Annotated in this window: 13 protein-coding genes and 1 pseudogene; 9 read left to right on the forward strand and 5 right to left on the reverse strand. The window is 73.8% G+C overall.

Features of this window, described 5'->3' with window-relative positions; genetic code table 11:
• Positions 1-71 precede the first annotated feature (71 nt).
• From AB0C87_RS10520 to AB0C87_RS10530, 3 genes and pseudogenes are all read right to left on the reverse strand, one after another.
• On the reverse strand, positions 72-1712 hold the full coding sequence (locus AB0C87_RS10520) for a glycoside hydrolase family 3 N-terminal domain-containing protein (RefSeq protein ID WP_360577190.1): 1641 nt from the start codon (positions 1710-1712) through the stop codon (positions 72-74).
• 99 nt (positions 1713-1811) lie between these two features.
• Positions 1812-3955: pseudogene (locus tag AB0C87_RS10525) on the reverse strand (transglycosylase domain-containing protein).
• 365 nt (positions 3956-4320) lie between these two features.
• The gene (locus AB0C87_RS10530; RefSeq protein WP_345177804.1) at positions 4321-5517 is read right to left on the reverse strand and encodes a BadF/BadG/BcrA/BcrD ATPase family protein; all 1197 of its coding nucleotides are present in this window, start codon (positions 5515-5517) and stop codon (positions 4321-4323) included.
• Positions 5518-5578: 61 nt separating this feature from the next.
• Here AB0C87_RS10530 and AB0C87_RS10535 point away from each other — a divergent pair, with 61 nt between their 5' ends.
• Complete coding sequence (locus tag AB0C87_RS10535) at positions 5579-6559, forward strand: MurR/RpiR family transcriptional regulator (protein ID WP_345177806.1); 981 nt, start codon at positions 5579-5581, stop codon at positions 6557-6559.
• A complete protein-coding gene (gene murQ / locus AB0C87_RS10540) occupies positions 6556-7452 on the forward strand; it encodes an N-acetylmuramic acid 6-phosphate etherase (RefSeq protein WP_345177808.1) in 897 nt (298 codons plus the stop codon). The genes AB0C87_RS10535 and murQ overlap by 4 nt, the downstream gene beginning before the upstream one ends.
• Positions 7453-7726: 274 nt before the next feature.
• Here the strand turns inward: murQ and AB0C87_RS10545 are convergent, their stop codons facing one another.
• Entirely contained in the window at positions 7727-8923 is a 1197-nt protein-coding gene (locus AB0C87_RS10545) for an acyl-CoA dehydrogenase family protein (protein ID WP_360577191.1), read from the reverse strand.
• A gap of 61 nt (positions 8924-8984) precedes the next feature.
• Here AB0C87_RS10545 and AB0C87_RS10550 point away from each other — a divergent pair, with 61 nt between their 5' ends.
• The 6 genes from AB0C87_RS10550 to AB0C87_RS10575 all read left to right on the forward strand — a co-directional run bounded on the left by AB0C87_RS10550 (position 8985) and on the right by AB0C87_RS10575 (position 15349).
• Positions 8985-9620, forward strand: a complete 636-nt coding sequence (locus tag AB0C87_RS10550) for an HAD family phosphatase (protein WP_360577192.1) — start codon at positions 8985-8987, stop codon at positions 9618-9620.
• A gap of 25 nt (positions 9621-9645) precedes the next feature.
• Complete coding sequence (locus AB0C87_RS10555) at positions 9646-10155, forward strand: hypothetical protein (protein ID WP_345177890.1); 510 nt, start codon at positions 9646-9648, stop codon at positions 10153-10155.
• A gap of 65 nt (positions 10156-10220) precedes the next feature.
• On the forward strand, positions 10221-11849 hold the full coding sequence (pruA, locus tag AB0C87_RS10560) for an L-glutamate gamma-semialdehyde dehydrogenase (protein WP_360577193.1): 1629 nt from the start codon (positions 10221-10223) through the stop codon (positions 11847-11849).
• A gap of 138 nt (positions 11850-11987) precedes the next feature.
• Positions 11988-12698, forward strand: coding sequence for a haloacid dehalogenase-like hydrolase (locus AB0C87_RS10565; RefSeq protein ID WP_353832099.1), 711 nt, complete (start codon positions 11988-11990; stop codon positions 12696-12698).
• A 103-nt stretch (positions 12699-12801) separates the two neighbouring features.
• On the forward strand, positions 12802-13116 hold the full coding sequence (locus AB0C87_RS10570; RefSeq protein WP_345177817.1) for a hypothetical protein: 315 nt from the start codon (positions 12802-12804) through the stop codon (positions 13114-13116).
• A 277-nt stretch (positions 13117-13393) separates the two neighbouring features.
• Positions 13394-15349, forward strand: a complete 1956-nt coding sequence (locus AB0C87_RS10575; RefSeq protein ID WP_345177819.1) for an acetoacetate--CoA ligase — start codon at positions 13394-13396, stop codon at positions 15347-15349.
• On the opposite strand, the gene AB0C87_RS10580 is transcribed toward AB0C87_RS10575, so the two are convergent.
• Positions 15339-15932: a hypothetical protein gene (locus AB0C87_RS10580; RefSeq protein WP_345177821.1), complete on the reverse strand. Its 594-nt coding sequence runs from the start codon at positions 15930-15932 to the stop codon at positions 15339-15341. The two genes, AB0C87_RS10575 and AB0C87_RS10580, sit on opposite strands and share 11 nt — an antisense overlap.
• A gap of 300 nt (positions 15933-16232) precedes the next feature.
• Between AB0C87_RS10580 and AB0C87_RS10585 the strand changes: the two genes are divergently transcribed.
• Positions 16233-17822 (forward strand): protein kinase, encoded by a 1590-nt coding sequence (locus AB0C87_RS10585; RefSeq protein WP_345177822.1) that lies wholly within the window; start codon positions 16233-16235, stop codon positions 17820-17822.
• The last annotated feature ends 136 nt before the right edge of the window (positions 17823-17958 follow it).

Here is a 17958-nt window from a genome sequence, read left to right on the forward strand (position 1 = left end):
CGAAGGCGGCCCGATCCTCCCAGCAGAGCGGTCCTCGCGTCCAACGCCTCGCCGGTGCCGGGCGGCGGCCCCTACCGGTAGCCCAGCCCGTGCCCGGCGGGCTTCCCGCCCGCCGGAACCGGCAGCCTGCCGGTGGGCTTCACCGCTCCGCTCAGCACCCTGGCCAGCGCCTCCACCGAGACCCGGCTGGAGGAGTAGGTGGCGAGCGCCGCCTTCGCGCCGCCCGCCGAGTCGAGGTCGTAGGGGCGGCCGAGCGCGGCGACGACCACCGGCCTGGAGCCGAGCGCCCGGATCCGGGACGCGGTCGCCGCCCCCGCGTTCACGGTGGTCAGCACGGTGACGTCGGCCGAGCCTGGCGCCGTGACCGCGACGCCCTGGCGGCGCAGGGCCGCCTGGAGCCGGCCGCTGTCAGGCCCGGACACGGCGACCTTCCTGCCCTTGAGGGGCAGCACGCCGCCGTCGTTGCGGACGAGGGTGACCGCGTGCTCGGCGACGCCCCGCGCGACGGCCTTGTTCGCGGGGGTGCCGACCGCGGCCGCGGCCTTGGCGGGGTCGGCGGCGGCGTTCTGGAAGAGGCCGCGCCGCTGCTTGAGCCTGAGGATCCGCGTCACCGACTCGTCCAGCCGCCGCTGCGAGATCTTCCCGGTCCGGACGGCCTTCACCACGGCGTCGTAGGCGCGCGGCAGGTCCGGCGGCATCAGCAGCTGGTCGGCGCCCGCGTTGATCGCCCGGACCGGGACGCCGGCGTCGCCGTACTTCTCGCGGACCCCGGCCATTTCCAGCGAGTCGGTGGTGATGACGCCCTGGTAGCCCAGCCTGCCGCGCAGCAGCCCCGTCAGGACCGTCCTGGAGAGCGTGGACGGGTCGCCCGACTTGTCGAGCTTCGGGACGACGATGTGCGCGGTCATGATCATGTCGACGTTCGCGGCGATCGCCGCCCTGAACGGGGGCGCGTCCAGCCGCTCCCACGTCCGCGGCGCGTGCCGGATCACCGGCAGGCCGGTGTGGCTGTCGGTCGCGGTGTCGCCGTGGCCGGGGAAGTGCTTGGCCGCCGCGGCGACCCCGGCCTCCTGGAAGCCGCCGACGGCCCCCCGCACCAGCGCGGACGCCAGCGCGGGGTCGGACCCGAAGGAGCGCAGCCCGATCACCGGGTTGCGCGGGTTCACGTTCACGTCGGCGTCCGGCGCGTAGTCGAGGTTGATGCCGACCGCGCGCAGCTCGGCGCCGGTGACCCGGGCGGCGGCGCGGGCGTCGGCGGGGCTGCGGGTCGCGCCGAGCGCCATGTTGCCGGGGAACGTCGTGACGAACGGCGTCCGCGACACGATGCCCTGCTCCTCGTCGACGCCGAGCAGCAGCGGGATCGTCGAGGCCTTCTGCAGCGCGTTGGACTGCGCGGCGGTCCGCGCCGGGGTGCCGATGTTGCCGGGGAAGTAGATCAGCCCGCCCACGCGGTACTTCCTGATCTTCGTGAGCGCGTCGGCGCGGCTGGAGAAGGTCGGGACGAACAGCTGCCCCACCTTGTCGGCCACGCTCATCTTCGCGACCCGCCCGGGGATCCAGGCGTCCGGCGCGGGCGTGGCCGGGGAGGCGGGCGCGGCGGAGCGGGCGGACGGCGTCCGCCCGCCCCTGTCGTCCTCGCCGCCGCCGCAGCCGGCGGCCCCGCCTGCCAGCAGGGCCGCCGCCGCGAGCGCGAGGGAACGTGTGGCACGCACCTGACCAGGCCCCCCGGAACGGTCTCGGTCACTCGGTCGCATCAACGCCCGCGACCGTAGCCGCCCCCGGGGGCCGCTGTCGACTCGATCTCTTCCGGTTCAGCTGTTCGGGGTGGGGGTGACGGCGCTCTCGCGGGCCTTCTGCTCGGCGATCCTGCGACGGGCGACCTCCGGCGGCACGGCGGGGGTCGGCGCGAGCGTCGGCGACCCGCCGTCCCGGCCGGCGGGCGCCGGCTCGCCGGGCTTGCGCCGGGACGGGGTCGGCTGCGCCGGGTCGGCGTCGACCCAGTTCGCGGCCACGCCGGAGAACGCGGGCTCGGGGAACGGCCGGGCCGGCAGGTCGCGGACGGCCTTGTCCATGAAGGACCGCCAGATCGTCGCCGGGAGGTTCTTCCCGGAGACCGTCCCGGCGAAGCCGGGCAGATCCCGCAGCGGGGCGGGCCTGGCGTTGCCGATGACCACGGCCGTCGAGACCTGGGGGACGAAGCCGACGAACCAGGCGGCGCGGTTGTGGTCGGTGGTGCCCGTCTTCCCGGCGGCCTCCCGGTCGGGCAGCGCCGCGTGCTCGCCCGTCCCGCTCCTGACGGTGGCCCGCAGCGCGTAGGCGGCCTGCGCCGCCTGCTCGGCGTTCAGCACCCGGCGCCCCGGCCGGTCCCAGGGCAGCGGGACCCGCCGGCCGTGCGCGTCGACGACCCTGGTGACGAGGTGGGGACGACGGCCGTGCCGCCGTTGGCGAACGCCGCGTACCCGGCGGCCTGGGTGACGGCCGCGACGTCGGGGGTGCCGAGCGCGATCCCGGCCTGCCCCCTGAACGGCGCGAGCGCGGAGGCGGGCACCCCGAACAGCCGCGCGGTCTCCTGGACGTCCGCGATCCCCGTCTTCAGGGCGGCCTTCACGTATCCGGTGTTGACCGACAGGGCCGTGGCCCTGACCAGGTCCATCGCGCCGAGCGAGCCGATCTCCTCGTCGTTGTCGACCTTGTAGCCCGGCGCGGTCATCGGCGTGATGTCACCGTTCGGCGCGAACTTCTGCGGGGAGCGGCCGCTGACCCTCGTCCGGACGCTGAGGCCCTTGCGGAGCGCGGCGGCCAGCACGTACGGCTTGAACGTGGAGCCCGCCTGCGCGACCGGCGCGAACACCGAGTCGATCTGGCTGCGCTTCGGGTCGCCGCCGTAGAGCGCCTTGACCTCGCCGGTACGGGAGTCGACGGCGACGAGCCCGGCGTGCACGGTCCCGGGCCACCGCGGCTCCCGCGCCTCGCGCATGGCCTGCTCGGCGTGCCGCATCCAGCGCTGGTCCAGCCCGGTGTAGATCTTCAGGCCGCCGTTGACGACGCTGTCCATCGGGATGCCGACGCTCGCGAGCTCCTCCTCGACCCGGTGCCGGACGAGGAGGTCCTGGCCGGACAGGCCGACGCCGGTCCACTCGTCCTGGGTCCGGGGGAAGCGCTGCCGGTCGGCCTCGGCCCGGCCGAGGCGGCCCATCGACACCATCCCGTCGAGGACGTACCGCCAGCGGGCGCGCAGCGCGCGGGCCGCGGGGCCGTCGCCCCGCGTGCGGAAGTACGCCGGCCGCTGGATCATCGCGCCGAGCAGGGCGCACTCGGCGACGTCGAGCTGCCAGACGTCCTTGTCGAAGTAGGCGCGGGCCGCCGCCTGCACCCCGGACGTCTGCCGGCCGAAGTAGATCGTGTTGAGGTACAGGTCGAGGATCTCGTCCTTGGCGCGGCTGCGGTCGAGCTTCATCGCCACGAAGATCTCCTTGACCTTGCGGCCCATCGTCCGGTCGCGGCTGAGCCCCTTGAAGTAGTTGCGGGCGAGCTGCTGGGTGATGGTCGAGCCGCCCTGCGTGTCGCCGCCGGACGCGTTGTTCCAGAGGGCGCGGAACGTCCCGCTGGGGGAGACGCCGTGGCCTCCGTAGAAGCCGCGGTCCTCGGCGGAGAGCACCGCCCAGCGCAGCCGGTCGGGGATCTGGCCGTGCCGGACGTTCTCCCGGTTGGCGCCGAGGCGGAACAGCGGCGTCCGGCCGTCGGCGTAGTAGACGGCGGAGCCCTCGTCCGTGACGCCGTCCTGCGGCCGCGTCGGCAGCGGCGTCCGGACGTAGCCGACGACGACGGCGGCGGCCGCCAGCAGGACCGATGTGATGACCAACACGATCGCCGCGCGGCGCGGCCGGGTCCGGAGGGCGCGGGGCAGGCGGGTGAGGGCAGGCCGGAGACGGCGCGCCCTGGGCAGGGAGTGCATGGGACCTCGTTCGACGTGGAGTGCGGAGACGGCCGTCGTCCGGGCCAGGGAGCGCAGGGGCGGGCATGCGTCAGGCGTGCACCCGGCCAAGGGGCGCACGCGGTCAGGGACATCCCGCGCGGACGACGCTGCGAACCAACGCAGCCGATCTGTAGAGCCACGCCTGTGGCCGGTGGTCCCGCGGGACACGGCCCCATCGGGACCGCTTCCGCGGCACTGCTGCCACCGTGGTCACAGCTTAATCACGATGGACCCCTGGATCGCAGGCGATTGCGGATCTTTGGCGGGGTCCATCGCGATGAACCTGACGGCCGGGCCGGATCGGCCGGGCCGGGGCCGGGCGGCCCTTCGCCGCGGGGCGGCGCTCAGCCCGGCAAGGGGTGGCCGAGGCGGCGCAGCGCCATCCCGGCCGCGCCGACGGCCCCGTCGCCGGCGCTGCGCGGCGCCTCGGCGAAACGGTCGCGCAGCCCGGAGCGGACGGCCTCGGCGACGGGGCCTTCGCGGAGCACCGAGCCGTGCATCACGACCGGTGCGCAGGGATCGGACAAGGCCGGGCGCACCGCGTCGACGTCGGCCAGCAGCCACTGCGCGGCCTCGTCGGTGATGCGCCTGGCCACGGGATCGCCGGCGGCCGCGGCGGCGGCGACCACCGGGCCGAGGCGGCCGAGGGCCGCGGGCGGGCGGCCGTACACCTCCTTGATGATCGCCTGGGCGAGGCGGGGATCGGGCGGGGCGCCGGGAGACTCGGGATGGCACGGCGGCCCGTGCGGGCCCGGCGGCCCGCCGCCGCAGGCGGGGTGGCGGGCGGACGGCGGGTAGGCGGACTCGGGAGCGAGGACGGCCGTGGCGCGCCCGCCGGCGGACAGCGCGGCGGGGTGCGGCAGCACGGGAGAGCCCGGTGACGGCGAAGGGGCGCCGGCCATGGCCAGCGCCCTGGGGTGGCGGGGTCTTCGCCGTTCCGAGTCGATCTGCGCCACCACGGTGGGGCCGAGCAGCGCCCGGGGGACCGAGTCGGTGAGCAGCGTCGGGGAGCCGCGGCCGTCGTAGGCGGCGAGCGCGGCCCGGACGGCCTCCTTCCCGAGCCACACCGCCGAACCCTCGTCACCGACGAGCCAGCCGTAGCCGTCCGCGCGCTGCACGATCGCGCCGTCGTTGATGACCGCCGCGCCGGCGCCCGTGCCGGAGAACACCACGATGCCCTTGGGCTCGCTGGTCCCCGCGGCGAACGCCACCGCGATGTCGGTCACCACCGCGGGCGAGCCGCGCAGCCCGACGGACTGCCAGGCCCGCCGGGCCGCCGCGACCGCGGCGGGCCGGCCGGCCGAGCCGGCGCCGGCGATGCCGAACACGCCGGTGAGGATGTGGGTGCGGTCTAGGTCCCCGAGCGCCTCCCGCAGGGCGGTGGTCAGCGCCCCGGCGGTGTCGCCTCCAGAGTTGGGGTTGGCCCCTGGGCCGGTGCCGGAACCGGCCAGGGCTCCCCCGAGCGTCAGCACGACGCAGCGGGTCTTCGTGCCACCCGCGTCGATACCGACCACGTAAGGACCGGCCAAATGGGTCAACACATGGCGACCGTAGCCTTTCCTAACGTTGACGTGACATCCAGCGCGTAAGAAAATTTCCTCCATGAGGAAACCCATCGGCCCCGACCGGGGCCCCGAGCGGGGGATCACGGGGGAGCCCGCGGCGCCACGGGACGACGCGGCGGGCAGGGACAGGGACGCCACGCCGCTGAGCACGGTGGTGCGGGTCCGTTCGCTGCTGCCCTCGCTGCCCCCCGCCGAGCGAAGAGTCGCTCAACGCGTCATCGACGACCCCGAAGGGGTCGCCAACTCGACCATCACCGAGCTCGCCCAGAACTGCGGCACCTCCGAGACCACGGTCATCAGGTTCTGCCGGGCGATCGGGTTCCATGGTTACCCAGAGCTGCGGCTGACCCTCGCCACCGAGGCGGGACGGGCCCAGAGCGCCACCGGCGGCCGGGTCATCGGCAGCGACATCAGTCCCGACGACTCGCTAGAGCAGATCGTGGAGAAGGTCACCTTCGCCGACGCGCGGGCCGTCGAGGAGACCGCCTCCCAGCTCGACATCAAGATGCTGGAGCAGGTCGTGGACGCGGTCGTCAACGCGAACCGGGTCGACGTCTACGGCGTCGGCGCGAGCGCGTTCGTCGCGGCCGACTTCCAGCAGAAGCTGCACCGCATCGGCCGGGTCTGCTCCGCCTGGGCGGACGCCCACATCATGCTGACCAGCGCCGCCGTCCTGAGCCCCGGCGACGTGGCGATCGGCATCTCGCACACCGGCGCGACCGTGGAGACCATCGACGCGCTGGAGGTCGCCAAGACCCGGGGCGCGAGGACCGTGGGGCTCACCAACTTCCCGAAGTCCCCCATCGCGGAGGTCGCGGACATGATCCTGACGACCGCCGCACGGGAGACGACGTTCCGCTCGGGCGCCACCGCCAGCCGGCTGGCGCAGCTCACGGTGGTGGACTGCCTCTTCGTCGGAGTAGCGCAGCGCACCTACGGGTCTACCCGCAAGGCCCTCGAAGCCACGTACGAGGCGGTCCGCGGACGGACCGTGCGACCCGACCGGAGGCGTCGGTGATCGATTGCGAGCTCCCCACGGAGGGACGGAACCCCCGGACCCTCGACGTCGACACGCTGCCGACCATGGAGGTGCTACGCCTGATCAACTCTGAGGACGCGACCGTGCCGAGGGTCGTCGGCTCCGTGCTGCCCGAGGTCGCCCGGCTGGTCGACCTCGCCGTGGAGTCGCTGCGGGCGGGCGGCCGCGTGCACTACTTCGGCGCCGGCACGTCCGGCCGGCTCGCGGTCCTCGACGCGGCCGAGCTTCCCCCCACCTTCGGCATCTGGGGCCGGGTCGTGGCCCACAACGCCGGCGGCCCCGGCGCGCTGTCGCAGGCGGTCTCCGGCGTGGAGGACGACGTCGAGCTCGGCCGCCGGGACGCCCGCGACGTCCGGGCGGGCGACGTCGCGGTCGGCATCGCGGCGAGCGGACGCACCCCGTACGTGGTGGGGGCGCTGCGCGCCGCCGCCGCGGTCGGGGCGCGCACGGCGCTGATCAGCTGCAACCCGCACACGCCGTACGGGGACGAGGTGGAGGTGCACATCGGGCTCGCCACCGGGCCCGAGGTGATCAGCGGTTCCACCCGGATGAAGGCGGGCACCGCGACCAAGCTGGTGCTCAACTCCTTCTCCACCACCCTGATGATCAGGATGGGGCGCACCTACTCCAACCTGATGGTCAGCGTGAACGCGCTGAACTCCAAGCTGCGCGCCCGGCTGGTGCGCATCCTCACCGAGGCGACCGGGATGGACGCCCGCACCTGCGAGAACGCGCTGTCCGAGGCGGGCGGCAACACCCGCGTCGCCCTGGTCTCGCTCCTCGGCGAGGTCCCCGCGGCACGCGCCACGATGGTCCTGGAGGAAACCGACGGCGGCGTCCGCGAGGCCCTGCAGAGACTCAGATCCGCATAGAACAGCAAGCGAGCTGCCCCTCACCTCAGCCCGCGATCGCGACGACACCGGCCACCGCCGCAACCAGCGACGACCCAACACTCGCGATCGCGTCCGAAGGCAGGTTCGAGCTTGCGAGAACCTGATCGCGCAGCGAGCCGCAAGGCGAGCCGGAGCGATGCCAGCGATCGCCGCAGCGCCCGACGATGGAGGGCCCTCCGGGCCCGAAGGAGGAGGGCACTGCAATAGGCACAGCAGGGCCGCTAGGCCCGAAGGAGGAGAGAAATGCAATAAATCAGTGCTCGTACTTACGGAGTTCCTGGCGGGCCACGGTGCGGACGTGGACCTCGTCGGGGCCGTCGAAGATGCGCATCGCGCGGACCCAGGAGTACATCGCCGCCAGCGGGGTGTCGTCGGAGACGCCGGCGGCGCCGTGCACCTGGATCGCGCGGTCGAGCACCTCGTGAACGATGCGCGGCACGACCACCTTGATCGCGGCGATCTCCGTCCGCGCGCCCCTGGCGCCGTGCCGGTCGATCAGCCAGGCGGTCTTGAGGGTCAGCAGCCGGGCCTGCTCGATCGCCATCCGCGACTCGGCGATCCGCTCGCGGACCACGCCCTGCCCGGCCAGCGGCCCGCCGAAGGCCTCGCGGGACAGCGCGCGCCGGCACATCAGCTCCAGCGCCCGCTCCGCCATGCCGAGGGCCCGCATGCAGTGGTGGATGCGGCCGGGCCCGAGCCGCGCCTGGGCGATCATGAATCCGTCGCCCTCGGCCGCTACGAGGTTCGACGCGGGCACACGGACGTCCTCGAAGAGGATCTCCGAATGTCCGTGCTGGTCCTGGTAGCCGAACACGGGGAGGTGCCGGACGATCGTCACGCCCGGCGCGTCGCGGGGCACGAGCACCTGCGACTGCTGCCGGTGCGGCGGCGCGCCGGGGTCCGTCCTGCCCATCACGATGAAGATCTTGCAGCGCTCGTCGGCGGCGCCGGTGATGAACCACTTGCGGCCGTTGACCACGTACTCGTCGCCGTCCCGGACGATCGAGGTGGTGATGTTGGTGGCGTCGGAGGAGGCGACGCCCGGCTCGGTCATCGCGAACGCGCTGCGGATCTCGCCGTCCAGCAGGGGCCGGAGCCAGCGCTCCTTCTGCTCGTCCGTGCCGAACATGTGCAGGACTTCCATGTTCCCGGTGTCGGGCGCCGCGCAGTTGACCGCCTCAGGGGCGAGGTCGGGCGAGCGCCCGGTCAGCTCGGCGAGCGTCGCGTACTCCAGGTTGGACAGCCCGGACACGTCCGGCAGGAACAGGTTCCACAGGCCCCGCTCGCGCGCCTCGGCCTTCAGCTCCTCGACGACCGGAGGCAGCGCGTGCGGGTCGTTCTCCGCCCGCCAGGCGGCGTAGACGGGCTCGGCCGGGTGGACGCGCGCGTCCATGAACTCCTGGAGCCGGTCCCGGTAGTCGCGTGCCTTCGGGCTGAGTTCGAAGTCCATGGCCCGCATTCTGACAGAACGGGATTCGGTTGTTTCGCCGGGGATCGCCTACCATCGGCCCGTGAGCGTCAAAGCTGTGATCACCGACTGGGGCGGCGTCCTCACCTCCCCCCTGGCCGAGGCCATCGAGGTCTGGCTCACCGCCGACCGCATCGACGTCGAGCGCTACAAGACCGTCATGCGCGCCTGGGTGAAGCAGGCCTACGACGGCGCAGGGACGAACCCCATCCACGGCCTGGAGGACGGCACCCTGCCGACCGCCGAGTTCGAGCGGCTCCTCGCGGCCGAGCTGCTCACCGTCGACGGCGCCCCCGTGGAGGCCGCCGGGCTCATCGCCCGGATGTTCGGCGCGTTCGCGCCGGTCGAGCCGATGTACGAGACGCTGCGCGCGGTCCGCGCCGCGGGCGCCCGCACCGCCCTGCTGTCGAACTCCTGGGGCAACGAGTACCCCCGCGACCTGTTCGCCGAGCTCTTCGACGCGACCGTCATCTCCTGCGAGGTCGGGATGCGCAAGCCCGACGAGCGGATCTTCCGGCACGCCCTGGACCTGCTCGGCCTCGCCGCCGCCGAGTGCGTCTTCATCGACGACATCGAGCACAACGTCCGCGCCGCGCAGGCCCTCGGAATCCGCGGCATCCTGCACACCGCCCCCGACACCACGATCGCCGAACTGCGCGGAATGGACCTGCTGCCCTGACCGTCTGGCAGACTTGCTGACCGTCATGCGCGTCTACCTGCCGTCCACGCTCACGCTGCTCGCCGGCGTCCACGCCGCGCGCGAGATCGCTCCCGCGCCGCTCGCCGCCCACGCGGTCACGCCCGCGCTGCGCGAGTGGTACGCGGGCGGTGACGAGGAGGAGCTGGAGTACGCGGCGATGTCCGCCGCCGCCCGCGCCTCCCTGCGCCTGCTCGCCGCCGACCCGTCCGTCCCGCGCCGCCGGGTCGTGCTGGCCGCCGAGGTCCCCGACGGCCAGGTCTCCTGGCCGCGCGGCGACGCGGCGCTCGGCAACGGCGACCGCGCCCTCGTCGAGCTCGCCGCCCCCGTCCCCTGGAAGCTGATCGCCTCCGGTCATGTCGACGACCCCGGCGCGGTCCCCGACGTCGCCGCCGCCGCGCAGGCCCTCGCGGCCGCCGACGCCGGAGACGAGGACGCCCGCTTCACCGTGGACGGCGCCGAGGGCCACGAGCTGCTCTGGTACGCCACCCAGGAACTCGGCGACCTCCTCGACTAGCGGCCCCGGCGCGGGGTAGGTCCCCCGGCACGTCGAACAATGCCGCCGGATCGCAGGGGGACGTCATGGACGCCGTCACCACCGTGCCGGTTCCGATGAACGAACCGGTCAGGACGTACGCGCCGGGAAGCGCCGAGCGGGCCGCGCTGGAGGCGAGGATCAAGGAGCTGCGCGGCGCGCAGACCGAGCTGACCATGGCGATCGGGGGCGAGCGGCGCATGGGCGCGGGCACGCCCGTCGACGTCGTGGAGCCGCACGACCACGGGCACGTGCTCGGCCGGCTGGGCGAGGCGACCGAGGCGGACGTGACCGAGGCGATCGCCGCGGCGCGGGAGGCGGCGCCCGCCTGGCGGGCCATGCCCTTCGACGACCGCGCCGCGATCTTCCTGCGCGCCGCCGAGCTGCTGGCCGGGCCGTGGCGGGCCACGGTCAACGCCGCCACGATCCTCGGCCAGTCCAAGTCGGTGCAGCAGGCCGAGATCGACGCCGCCTGCGAGCTGATCGACTTCTGGCGGTACAACGTCCGGTACGCCCAGCAGATCCACGAGCAGCAGCCGCTGTCGCCGCTCGGCGTGTGGAACAGGCTGGAGTACCGGCCGCTGGAGGGCTTCGTCCTCGCCATCACGCCGTTCAACTTCACCGCGATCGCCGGGAACCTGCCGACCGCGCCCGCGCTGATGGGCAACGTCGTGGTGTGGAAGCCGTCCCCGACGCAGCAGCTCGCCGCCCACCACACGATGCGCCTGCTGGAGGCCGCCGGCCTCCCGCCCGGCGTGATCAACATGGTCACCGGCAACGGCGCCGCCGTCTCCGCGGTGGCCCTGCGCCATCCCGAGCTCGCCGGCCTGCACTTCACCGGCTCGGCCGCCACGTTCCAGCAGCTCTGGCGGACGATCGGCGAGAACATCTCCGGCTACCGGGGCTACCCGCGGGTCGTCGGCGAGACCGGCGGCAAGGACTTCGTCGTCGCGCACCCGTCCGCCGACCCCGCCGTGCTGAAGACGGCGCTGATCCGCGGCGCCTTCGAGTACCAGGGCCAGAAGTGCTCCGCCGCGTCCCGCGCCTACGTCCCGCGCTCCATCTGGGACGGCATGCGCGACGACTTCTGCGCCGAGGTGGACGCCCTCACCGTGGGCGACGTCGCCGACGACCTGTCGGCCTTCATGGGCGCCGTGATCGACGACCGGGCGTTCGCCAAGCACCGCCGCGCCATCGAGCGCGCTCGTCGGATCGACAGCGCAGCAGTGCTTGCCGGCGGCGAGCTGGACGACTCGCGCGGCTACTTCGTCCGTCCCACGGTTCTGGAGTCGTCCGACCCGACCGACGAGATCTTCACCACCGAGTACTTCGGCCCGATCCTCGGCGTCCACGTCTACGACGACACCGACTACGACAGGGTCCTCACCCAGATGGAGGGCGTCTCGGACTACGGCCTGACCGGCGCCGTCATCGCCGACGACCGCGCCGCCATCGCCGAGGCCACCGAGCGGCTCCGCTTCGCCGCCGGGAACTTCTACATCAACGACAAGCCGACCGGCTCGATCGTCGGCCAGCAGCCGTTCGGCGGCGCCCGCGCGTCCGGCACCAACGACAAGGCCGGCTCGATCTTCAACCTCACCCGCTGGACGAGCGCCCGCTCCATCAAGGAGACCTTCGTCCCGCCCACCGACCACCGCTACCCGCACATGGGCTGAGGCGCGGCGTCGTTCTGGGGGGCGCCCCCGGGACCCCTTCACCGGCGGTCGAAGGGGTGGCAGGCTTGACGATAGGCTCGCCTCGCCGTCCGCCGGACGGCGCCGGAGCACACCCCCTGGAGCCGTCATGGGAACGGGATGTCGACGCTGAACCGTCTCGTGCTGTGGAACATCGACCACACCCTGGTCGACGTCGGGCGGATCACCCGGGACGCCTACGCCGAGGCGTTCCAGCGGACCGTCGGGCGCCCGCTGCTGCGCCTGGCGCCCACCCCCGGCCGCACCGAATCCGAGATCATCTTCGAGACCCTCGCGTTCAACGACGTCGTCACCACCGACGACCACCTGCCGGCCTTCTTCGACGCGCTGGCCGAGGCGTTCGCGAGCCGCCGCGCCGACCTGCGCGCGCACGGCCGCGTCCTGGCCGGCGCCGGGGAGGCCGTGGAGGCGCTCGCGCACGTGCCCGGCGTCGTCCAGTCGGTGCTGACGGGGTCCCTCCAGCCGAACGCGGTGCTGAAGGTGACCGAGCTGGGTCTCGCCGGACGCCTCGACCTGGAGGCCGGCGGGTACGAGAACGGCGTCTACAGCAAGGCCGCCCTCCTGGAGGTCGCCCGCGCCCGCGCCGGCGAGCGCCACGGCGCCCGCTACCCCGAGTCCGCGACCGTCTACGTCGCCGACTCGCCCCGCGACGTCCAGGCCGCGCACATCGCCGGCTCGCCGATCCTCGCCGTCGCCACCGGGAGCGCCACCGAGGCCGAGCTCCGCGCCGCCGGCGCGGACCAGGTCCTGGCCACGCTCGCCGACACGGACGCGGTGGTGAGCGCGGTCGCCGACCTGACCCGCATGTGAGAAGGCGGGCAGGGTGAGACAAGGTTGTCACCTCGGAAAGGCGACGCCGCCCACACACCCTCGGTAACTTCGAGTAATCACTTGACGTCAAGGAGTGATTGCCGTGCCGTGTCGTGCCGTCGCCCTGTCCACCGTCCTCGCCGCCGCTCTCGGCGCCGCCGCGCTCCTGCTCACCACGCCCCCGGCCGATCCCGCCCGGGCCTCGGCGGAAAGCGCCGGAGAGATGTTCGTGTGCGAGCAGGTGGAGTCGCGGTACCCCCAGGTCTTCGGGCGGACCTGCGGCCCCGGCCGGTGGGGGCCGATCTCGGACTTCACCGTCATCGACCGCCGCGACGACAGCACCTACCGCTGCCAGTCCGGCTGGGCCGAGGGGCCGGTCAGGGTCAGCGGTCAGAACTGCCGCCCCCAGCGGGGCTGATCCCTCCGGGAGGGCGCGTCCCGGTGCGGCGGCCGACACACCACCGCGCCCGACGGTGTGCGCTCCATGAGCTGCCCGTTCTTGCGATGTGTGGGGACGGAGGATGTGCGCGCCCGGGTCTGTGTGGGGGCGCGGGGTTGCCCGGGGCCGCGTTTTGACCTGCGATAGGACGGGTTCCGGGGCTTGGCGGCGGGCGTGGCGGGCAGGTTGCGCGGTGTGCCGGGCGGGCCCGATATTGGGATGGCCGCGCAGCGTGGCGCGGCGGGGAGGGAGAGAGATGGCCCGGGAGGTATCCGAGGGTTCGGCGCTGTGGGAGCCGTCGGAGGAGGTGGTCGCGAACGCGCGGGTGACGCGGTTCGCCCACTGGCTGGGGGACCGGGGCGTCCTCAAGGAGTCCTACGACGAGCTCTGGCAGTGGTCGGTCACGGAGGTCGACGCGTTCTGGGACGCGATCTGGTCGTATTTCGACGTCGTCGGCGAGCGCGGCGACGGGCCCGTCCGGGCGGGCGGGCCCATGCCGGTCGACGGGCTGAAGTGGTTCCCGGGCGCGACCCTCAACTACGCGGCCAACGCGCTGCGCCGGGTCCAGGAGTCGCCCGACGAGACGGCGGTCGTCTTCCGTTCGGAGGCGGGCGGGCACCGGCTGCTGTCGTACCGGGAGCTGGGCCTGCACGTCGCGCAGGTGCGCGCGGGCCTGGCCGAACTGGGCGTGGGCAAGGGCGACCGGGTCGCCGCCTACATCCCGAACATCCCCGAGGCGCTGGTCTGCTTCCTGGCCACGGCGTCGCTGGGGGCGGTGTGGTCGTCGTGCTCTCCCGACTTCGGGTCCTCCTCGGTGGTCGACCGGTTCGCGCAGATCGAGCCGAAGGTACTGATCGCCGTGGACGGCTACGCCTACAACGGCAAGCGGTTCGACCGCCGCGAGATCGTCGGGGAGATCGAGGCCGCGCTGCCGACCCTCGCCGCCACCGTGCTCGTCCCGTATCTGGACCCGGCCGCGACGCCGGAGGGCCTGCGCGCCGGCATGCACTACGCCGACCTGCCCCGCCAGGGCCACGAGACCCTGGAGTTCGAGGACGTCCCCTTCGACCATCCGCTGTGGGTCGTGTACTCGTCCGGCACGACCGGGCTGCCGAAGCCGATCGTCCACGGCCACGGCGGCGTGGTCCTGGAGCACCTCAAGGCGCTGTCCTTCCACCAGGACCTCGGCCCCGAGGACGTGTTCTTCTGGTACACCACCACCGGCTGGATGATGTGGAACTACCTCATCGGCGGCCTGCTGGTGGGGTCGACCGTCGTCATGTACGACGGGGCGCCCCTCGACCTGTGGACGCTCGCCGCCGAGAACGGCGTCACCTACATGGGGGTCGGCGCGCCCTACATCTCCGCCTCGGCGAAGGAGGGGCGCCGCCCCGGCGAGGAACTCGACCTGTCCGCCCTGCGCGGCATCGGCTCCACCGGCTCGCCGCTCCCGCCCGAGGGCTTCGCCTGGGTGTACGAGGCGGTCGGCCGCGACCTGCTGCTCGGCTCGTTCTCCGGCGGAACCGACCTGTGCACCGGCTTCGTCGGCCCGTCGCCGCTCCTGCCGCTGCGCGCCGGAGTCATCCAGTGCCGCGGCCTCGGCGCCAAGGTGGAGGCGTTCGGCGAGGACGGCAAGCCGGTGATCGACGAGGTGGGGGAGCTGGTCATCACCGAGCCCATGCCGTCCATGCCCGTCTTCTTCTGGAAGGACGAGGGCGGCGAGCGCTACCGCGACTCCTACTTCGACATGTACCCGGGCGTGTGGCGGCACGGCGACTGGATCAAGGTCCTGCCGGACGGCGGCTGCGTGATCTACGGGCGGTCCGACTCCACCCTCAACCGCGGCGGCATCCGCATGGGCACCGCCGACTTCTACCGCGTCGTCGAGGCGTTCGACGAGATCAGCGACAGCCTCGTCATCGACACCGGGCGGCTGGGCCAGGAGGGCCGGCTGCTCCTGTACGTCCAGCTCGCGGAGGGCGCGGCGCTCACCGACGAGCTCGCGGCGGACCTCCGCAGGCGGATCCGGTCGGCGCTGTCGCCCCGGCACGTCCCGGACGAGATCACCGCCGTGCCCGGCATCCCGCGCACGCTGTCCGGCAAGAAGCTGGAGGTCCCCGTCCGCAAGATCCTCCAGGGCACCCCGGTCGACAGGGCCGCCAACCGCGACTCCATGGCCAACCCCGAGGTGCTCACCCACTTCACCCCTTAGCGGCCGCGTAGGCGAGGACGTCGCGGCGGCGGTACAGCCGCCGCACGCGTCCCCCTGCCAGCGGCTCCACCCTGGCGGGTTCGGGCCAGCCCGCGGGCGGGCGCCTGGCGTAGACGGTGACGCTCGTCTGCGCCAGGCCGAGGATGCGTGCGGCCTCCGCCAGGGTGACCAGGTCGTCCGGCCCTTCCTCGGCGGGGCGTTCCCCCAGGGCGCGGTACCAGGCCGTCCAGGCGGCCTCGTCCCAGTACAGGGCCTTGCCGGCGCGGTGCGCGACGTCGGGGTGGCCGTTGGACGCGCGGTCCGCCCAGAGCTGCTTGAGGCGGTGGCGGCTGAGCCCGTGGCGCTCCGCCAGCTCGTCGCGGGTGGCGAGGCCGGGCGGGACGTCCCGGGTCCGGCGCGCCGCGTACCAGCGGTCCCACTCGGCGGCGTCCCACGCGAGCTGCGAGCCGACCGTGCCCACCGGCTCGGGGTGGCCGTTGGAGGCGCGCTCGCGGTACCACTTCTCCAGGGTGCTGCGGCCGAGCCCGTGCTCGTCCATGAGTTCGGCGCGCGTGCGAACGCGGCGGCCGTCGAGTGTCGCCATGGGCTCAGTCTCCCGCGTGTGGCAGCGTTCCGCTTGTACGCCCCCGCCCCGCCGGTGACACTGTCTCCGGCGACGCCCCTTCCGTAGTGACAGTGGGCGCGCCCTCGACGCTGGGGGAAGTAACGCCATTAGGGTGGTCTACGACCCAAAGCCCGCACGCGGAGATGATCGTCCGTATCGCTCCGAATGGTCGCGGGATCGGGTGAACTCGACTCCGGCCTCGCGCGTCACACAGTCGGAGGGGTGAACTCGGGTCGGGCCCGCTCGATTCGCCGATCAAGGAGAGGGACGGTTCCACTCATGGAGGTTGGGGCGCTGCGGTCCGGAGACCCGGACCGGCTGGGAACCTACGCCCTGATCGGCCGGGTGGGCGAGGGCGGCCAGGGCACGGTGTTCCTCGGCGTGGCCGAGGACGGCCGGCAGGTCGCGATCAAGCTGCTGCACGCCGAGCTGACGTCCGACGAGAAGGCGCTCGCCCGCTTCCTGCGCGAGCTGGAGGTCGCCAAGCAGGTGGCGCCGTTCTGCACGGCGCAGGTGATCGACGCCGACGCGACCGGCGACCGCCCCTACATCGTCAGCGAGTACGTGCCGGGCCCCTCGCTGAACCAGCAGGTGCTGGAGCACGGCCCGCTCGCCGGCGCCGCGCTCGACCGGCTCGCCGTCGGCACCGCCACGGCCCTCGCCGCCATCCACCAGGCCGACATCGTGCACCGCGACTTCAAGCCGCACAACGTGCTGATCGGCCCCGACGGCCCGCGCGTCATCGACTTCGGCGTCGCCCGCGCGCTCAGCGGCGGCACCACCCTCACCAGCCGGGTGATCGGCACCCCGTCCTACATGGCGCCCGAGCAGATCAGCGGCGACGAGGTCGGGACACCCGCGGACGTGTTCTGCTGGGCGGCGACGCTGGCGTACGCCGCGACCGGGGAGCCGCCCTTCGGGCAGGACACCATCCCCGCCGTGATCAACCGGATCCTGCACGAGGAGCCGGAGCTCGGCGGCCTCGACGGCCCGCTGCGCGACCTGGTGGTCGACTGCCTGGACAAGGACCCCTCCCGCCGCCCGGGCGCCCGGCAGGTGCTGATGCGGCTGCTCGGGCACGAGGAGGCCGCGGCGCGCCCGGCCGCCCGCCCGTCCGGCGACACCGACGAGACCGCGATGCTGGCCGCCGGGTCCGTCCTCGCGGCCGAGGGCGGCGACGGCGACGAGGCGTTCGAGCCCGCCGCCGCGCTCGCCGACGACGCGGGCCTCGCCGAGAGCCCCGTCTTCGACGACGACGCCTTCGCGTCCCCGGCGGAGGCCGCCGGGGACGTCCCGGACGCCTACGGGTCCGGTCCGCCCGGCGCGCCCGCCGCATGGGGCGCCGACGACACCCTGCCCGGCGCCGCCGGGAAGGGCGGCGGTCTGCGGCGCTCGCTCGCCGGTTCGGGACGCTCCGCCGTGCTCGCCGGGGCGGCCGCCCTGGTGGTCGCGTTCATCGTGGTCTCCTCCGTCCTGCTGCTCGGCTCCGGCGACAGCGGCAAGGCGGGCCGCAAGGTCAGCGACCCGAGCGCGCCGCCCGCCTCGACCGACGTCGTGCCCACCACCGCGCCGCCGACGACCCGCCGGCCCGTGCAGGAGGAGCCGCCGGCGTCCTACGACCCGACGCCCACCGGCAGCCCGACGCCCACCGGTAGTCCCACGCCGACGGGGTCCCCGACCCCGACCGGCTCGCCGACCGCGACGCCGACCGACCCCGGCACGCCCACCGACCCCGGCACGCCCACCGACCCGGGCACGCCCACCGACCCCGGTCCGACCGACCCCGGAGACGGCGGCACCAACCCGGGTGACGGCACCGGCACGGGGACGGGCACGGGCACGGGGACGGGCGCGCAGGGCACGGGCTGACACCCGCACCCTCCGATTTCCAAGATCACCCGGAGTCGCCCCCGGCGTCCTGGCAAGGTGGGATAGGCCACGTCGGCCATGCACAGGACCAGGTCGGCTTTGCGGCGATTCCTGGTTACGCTCGTGCAGTGAGCGG

The sequence above is a fragment of the Actinomadura sp. NPDC048021 genome, from assembly GCF_040653135.1.
In the GTDB taxonomy this organism is placed as follows: domain Bacteria; phylum Actinomycetota; class Actinomycetes; order Streptosporangiales; family Streptosporangiaceae; genus Spirillospora; species Spirillospora verrucosospora.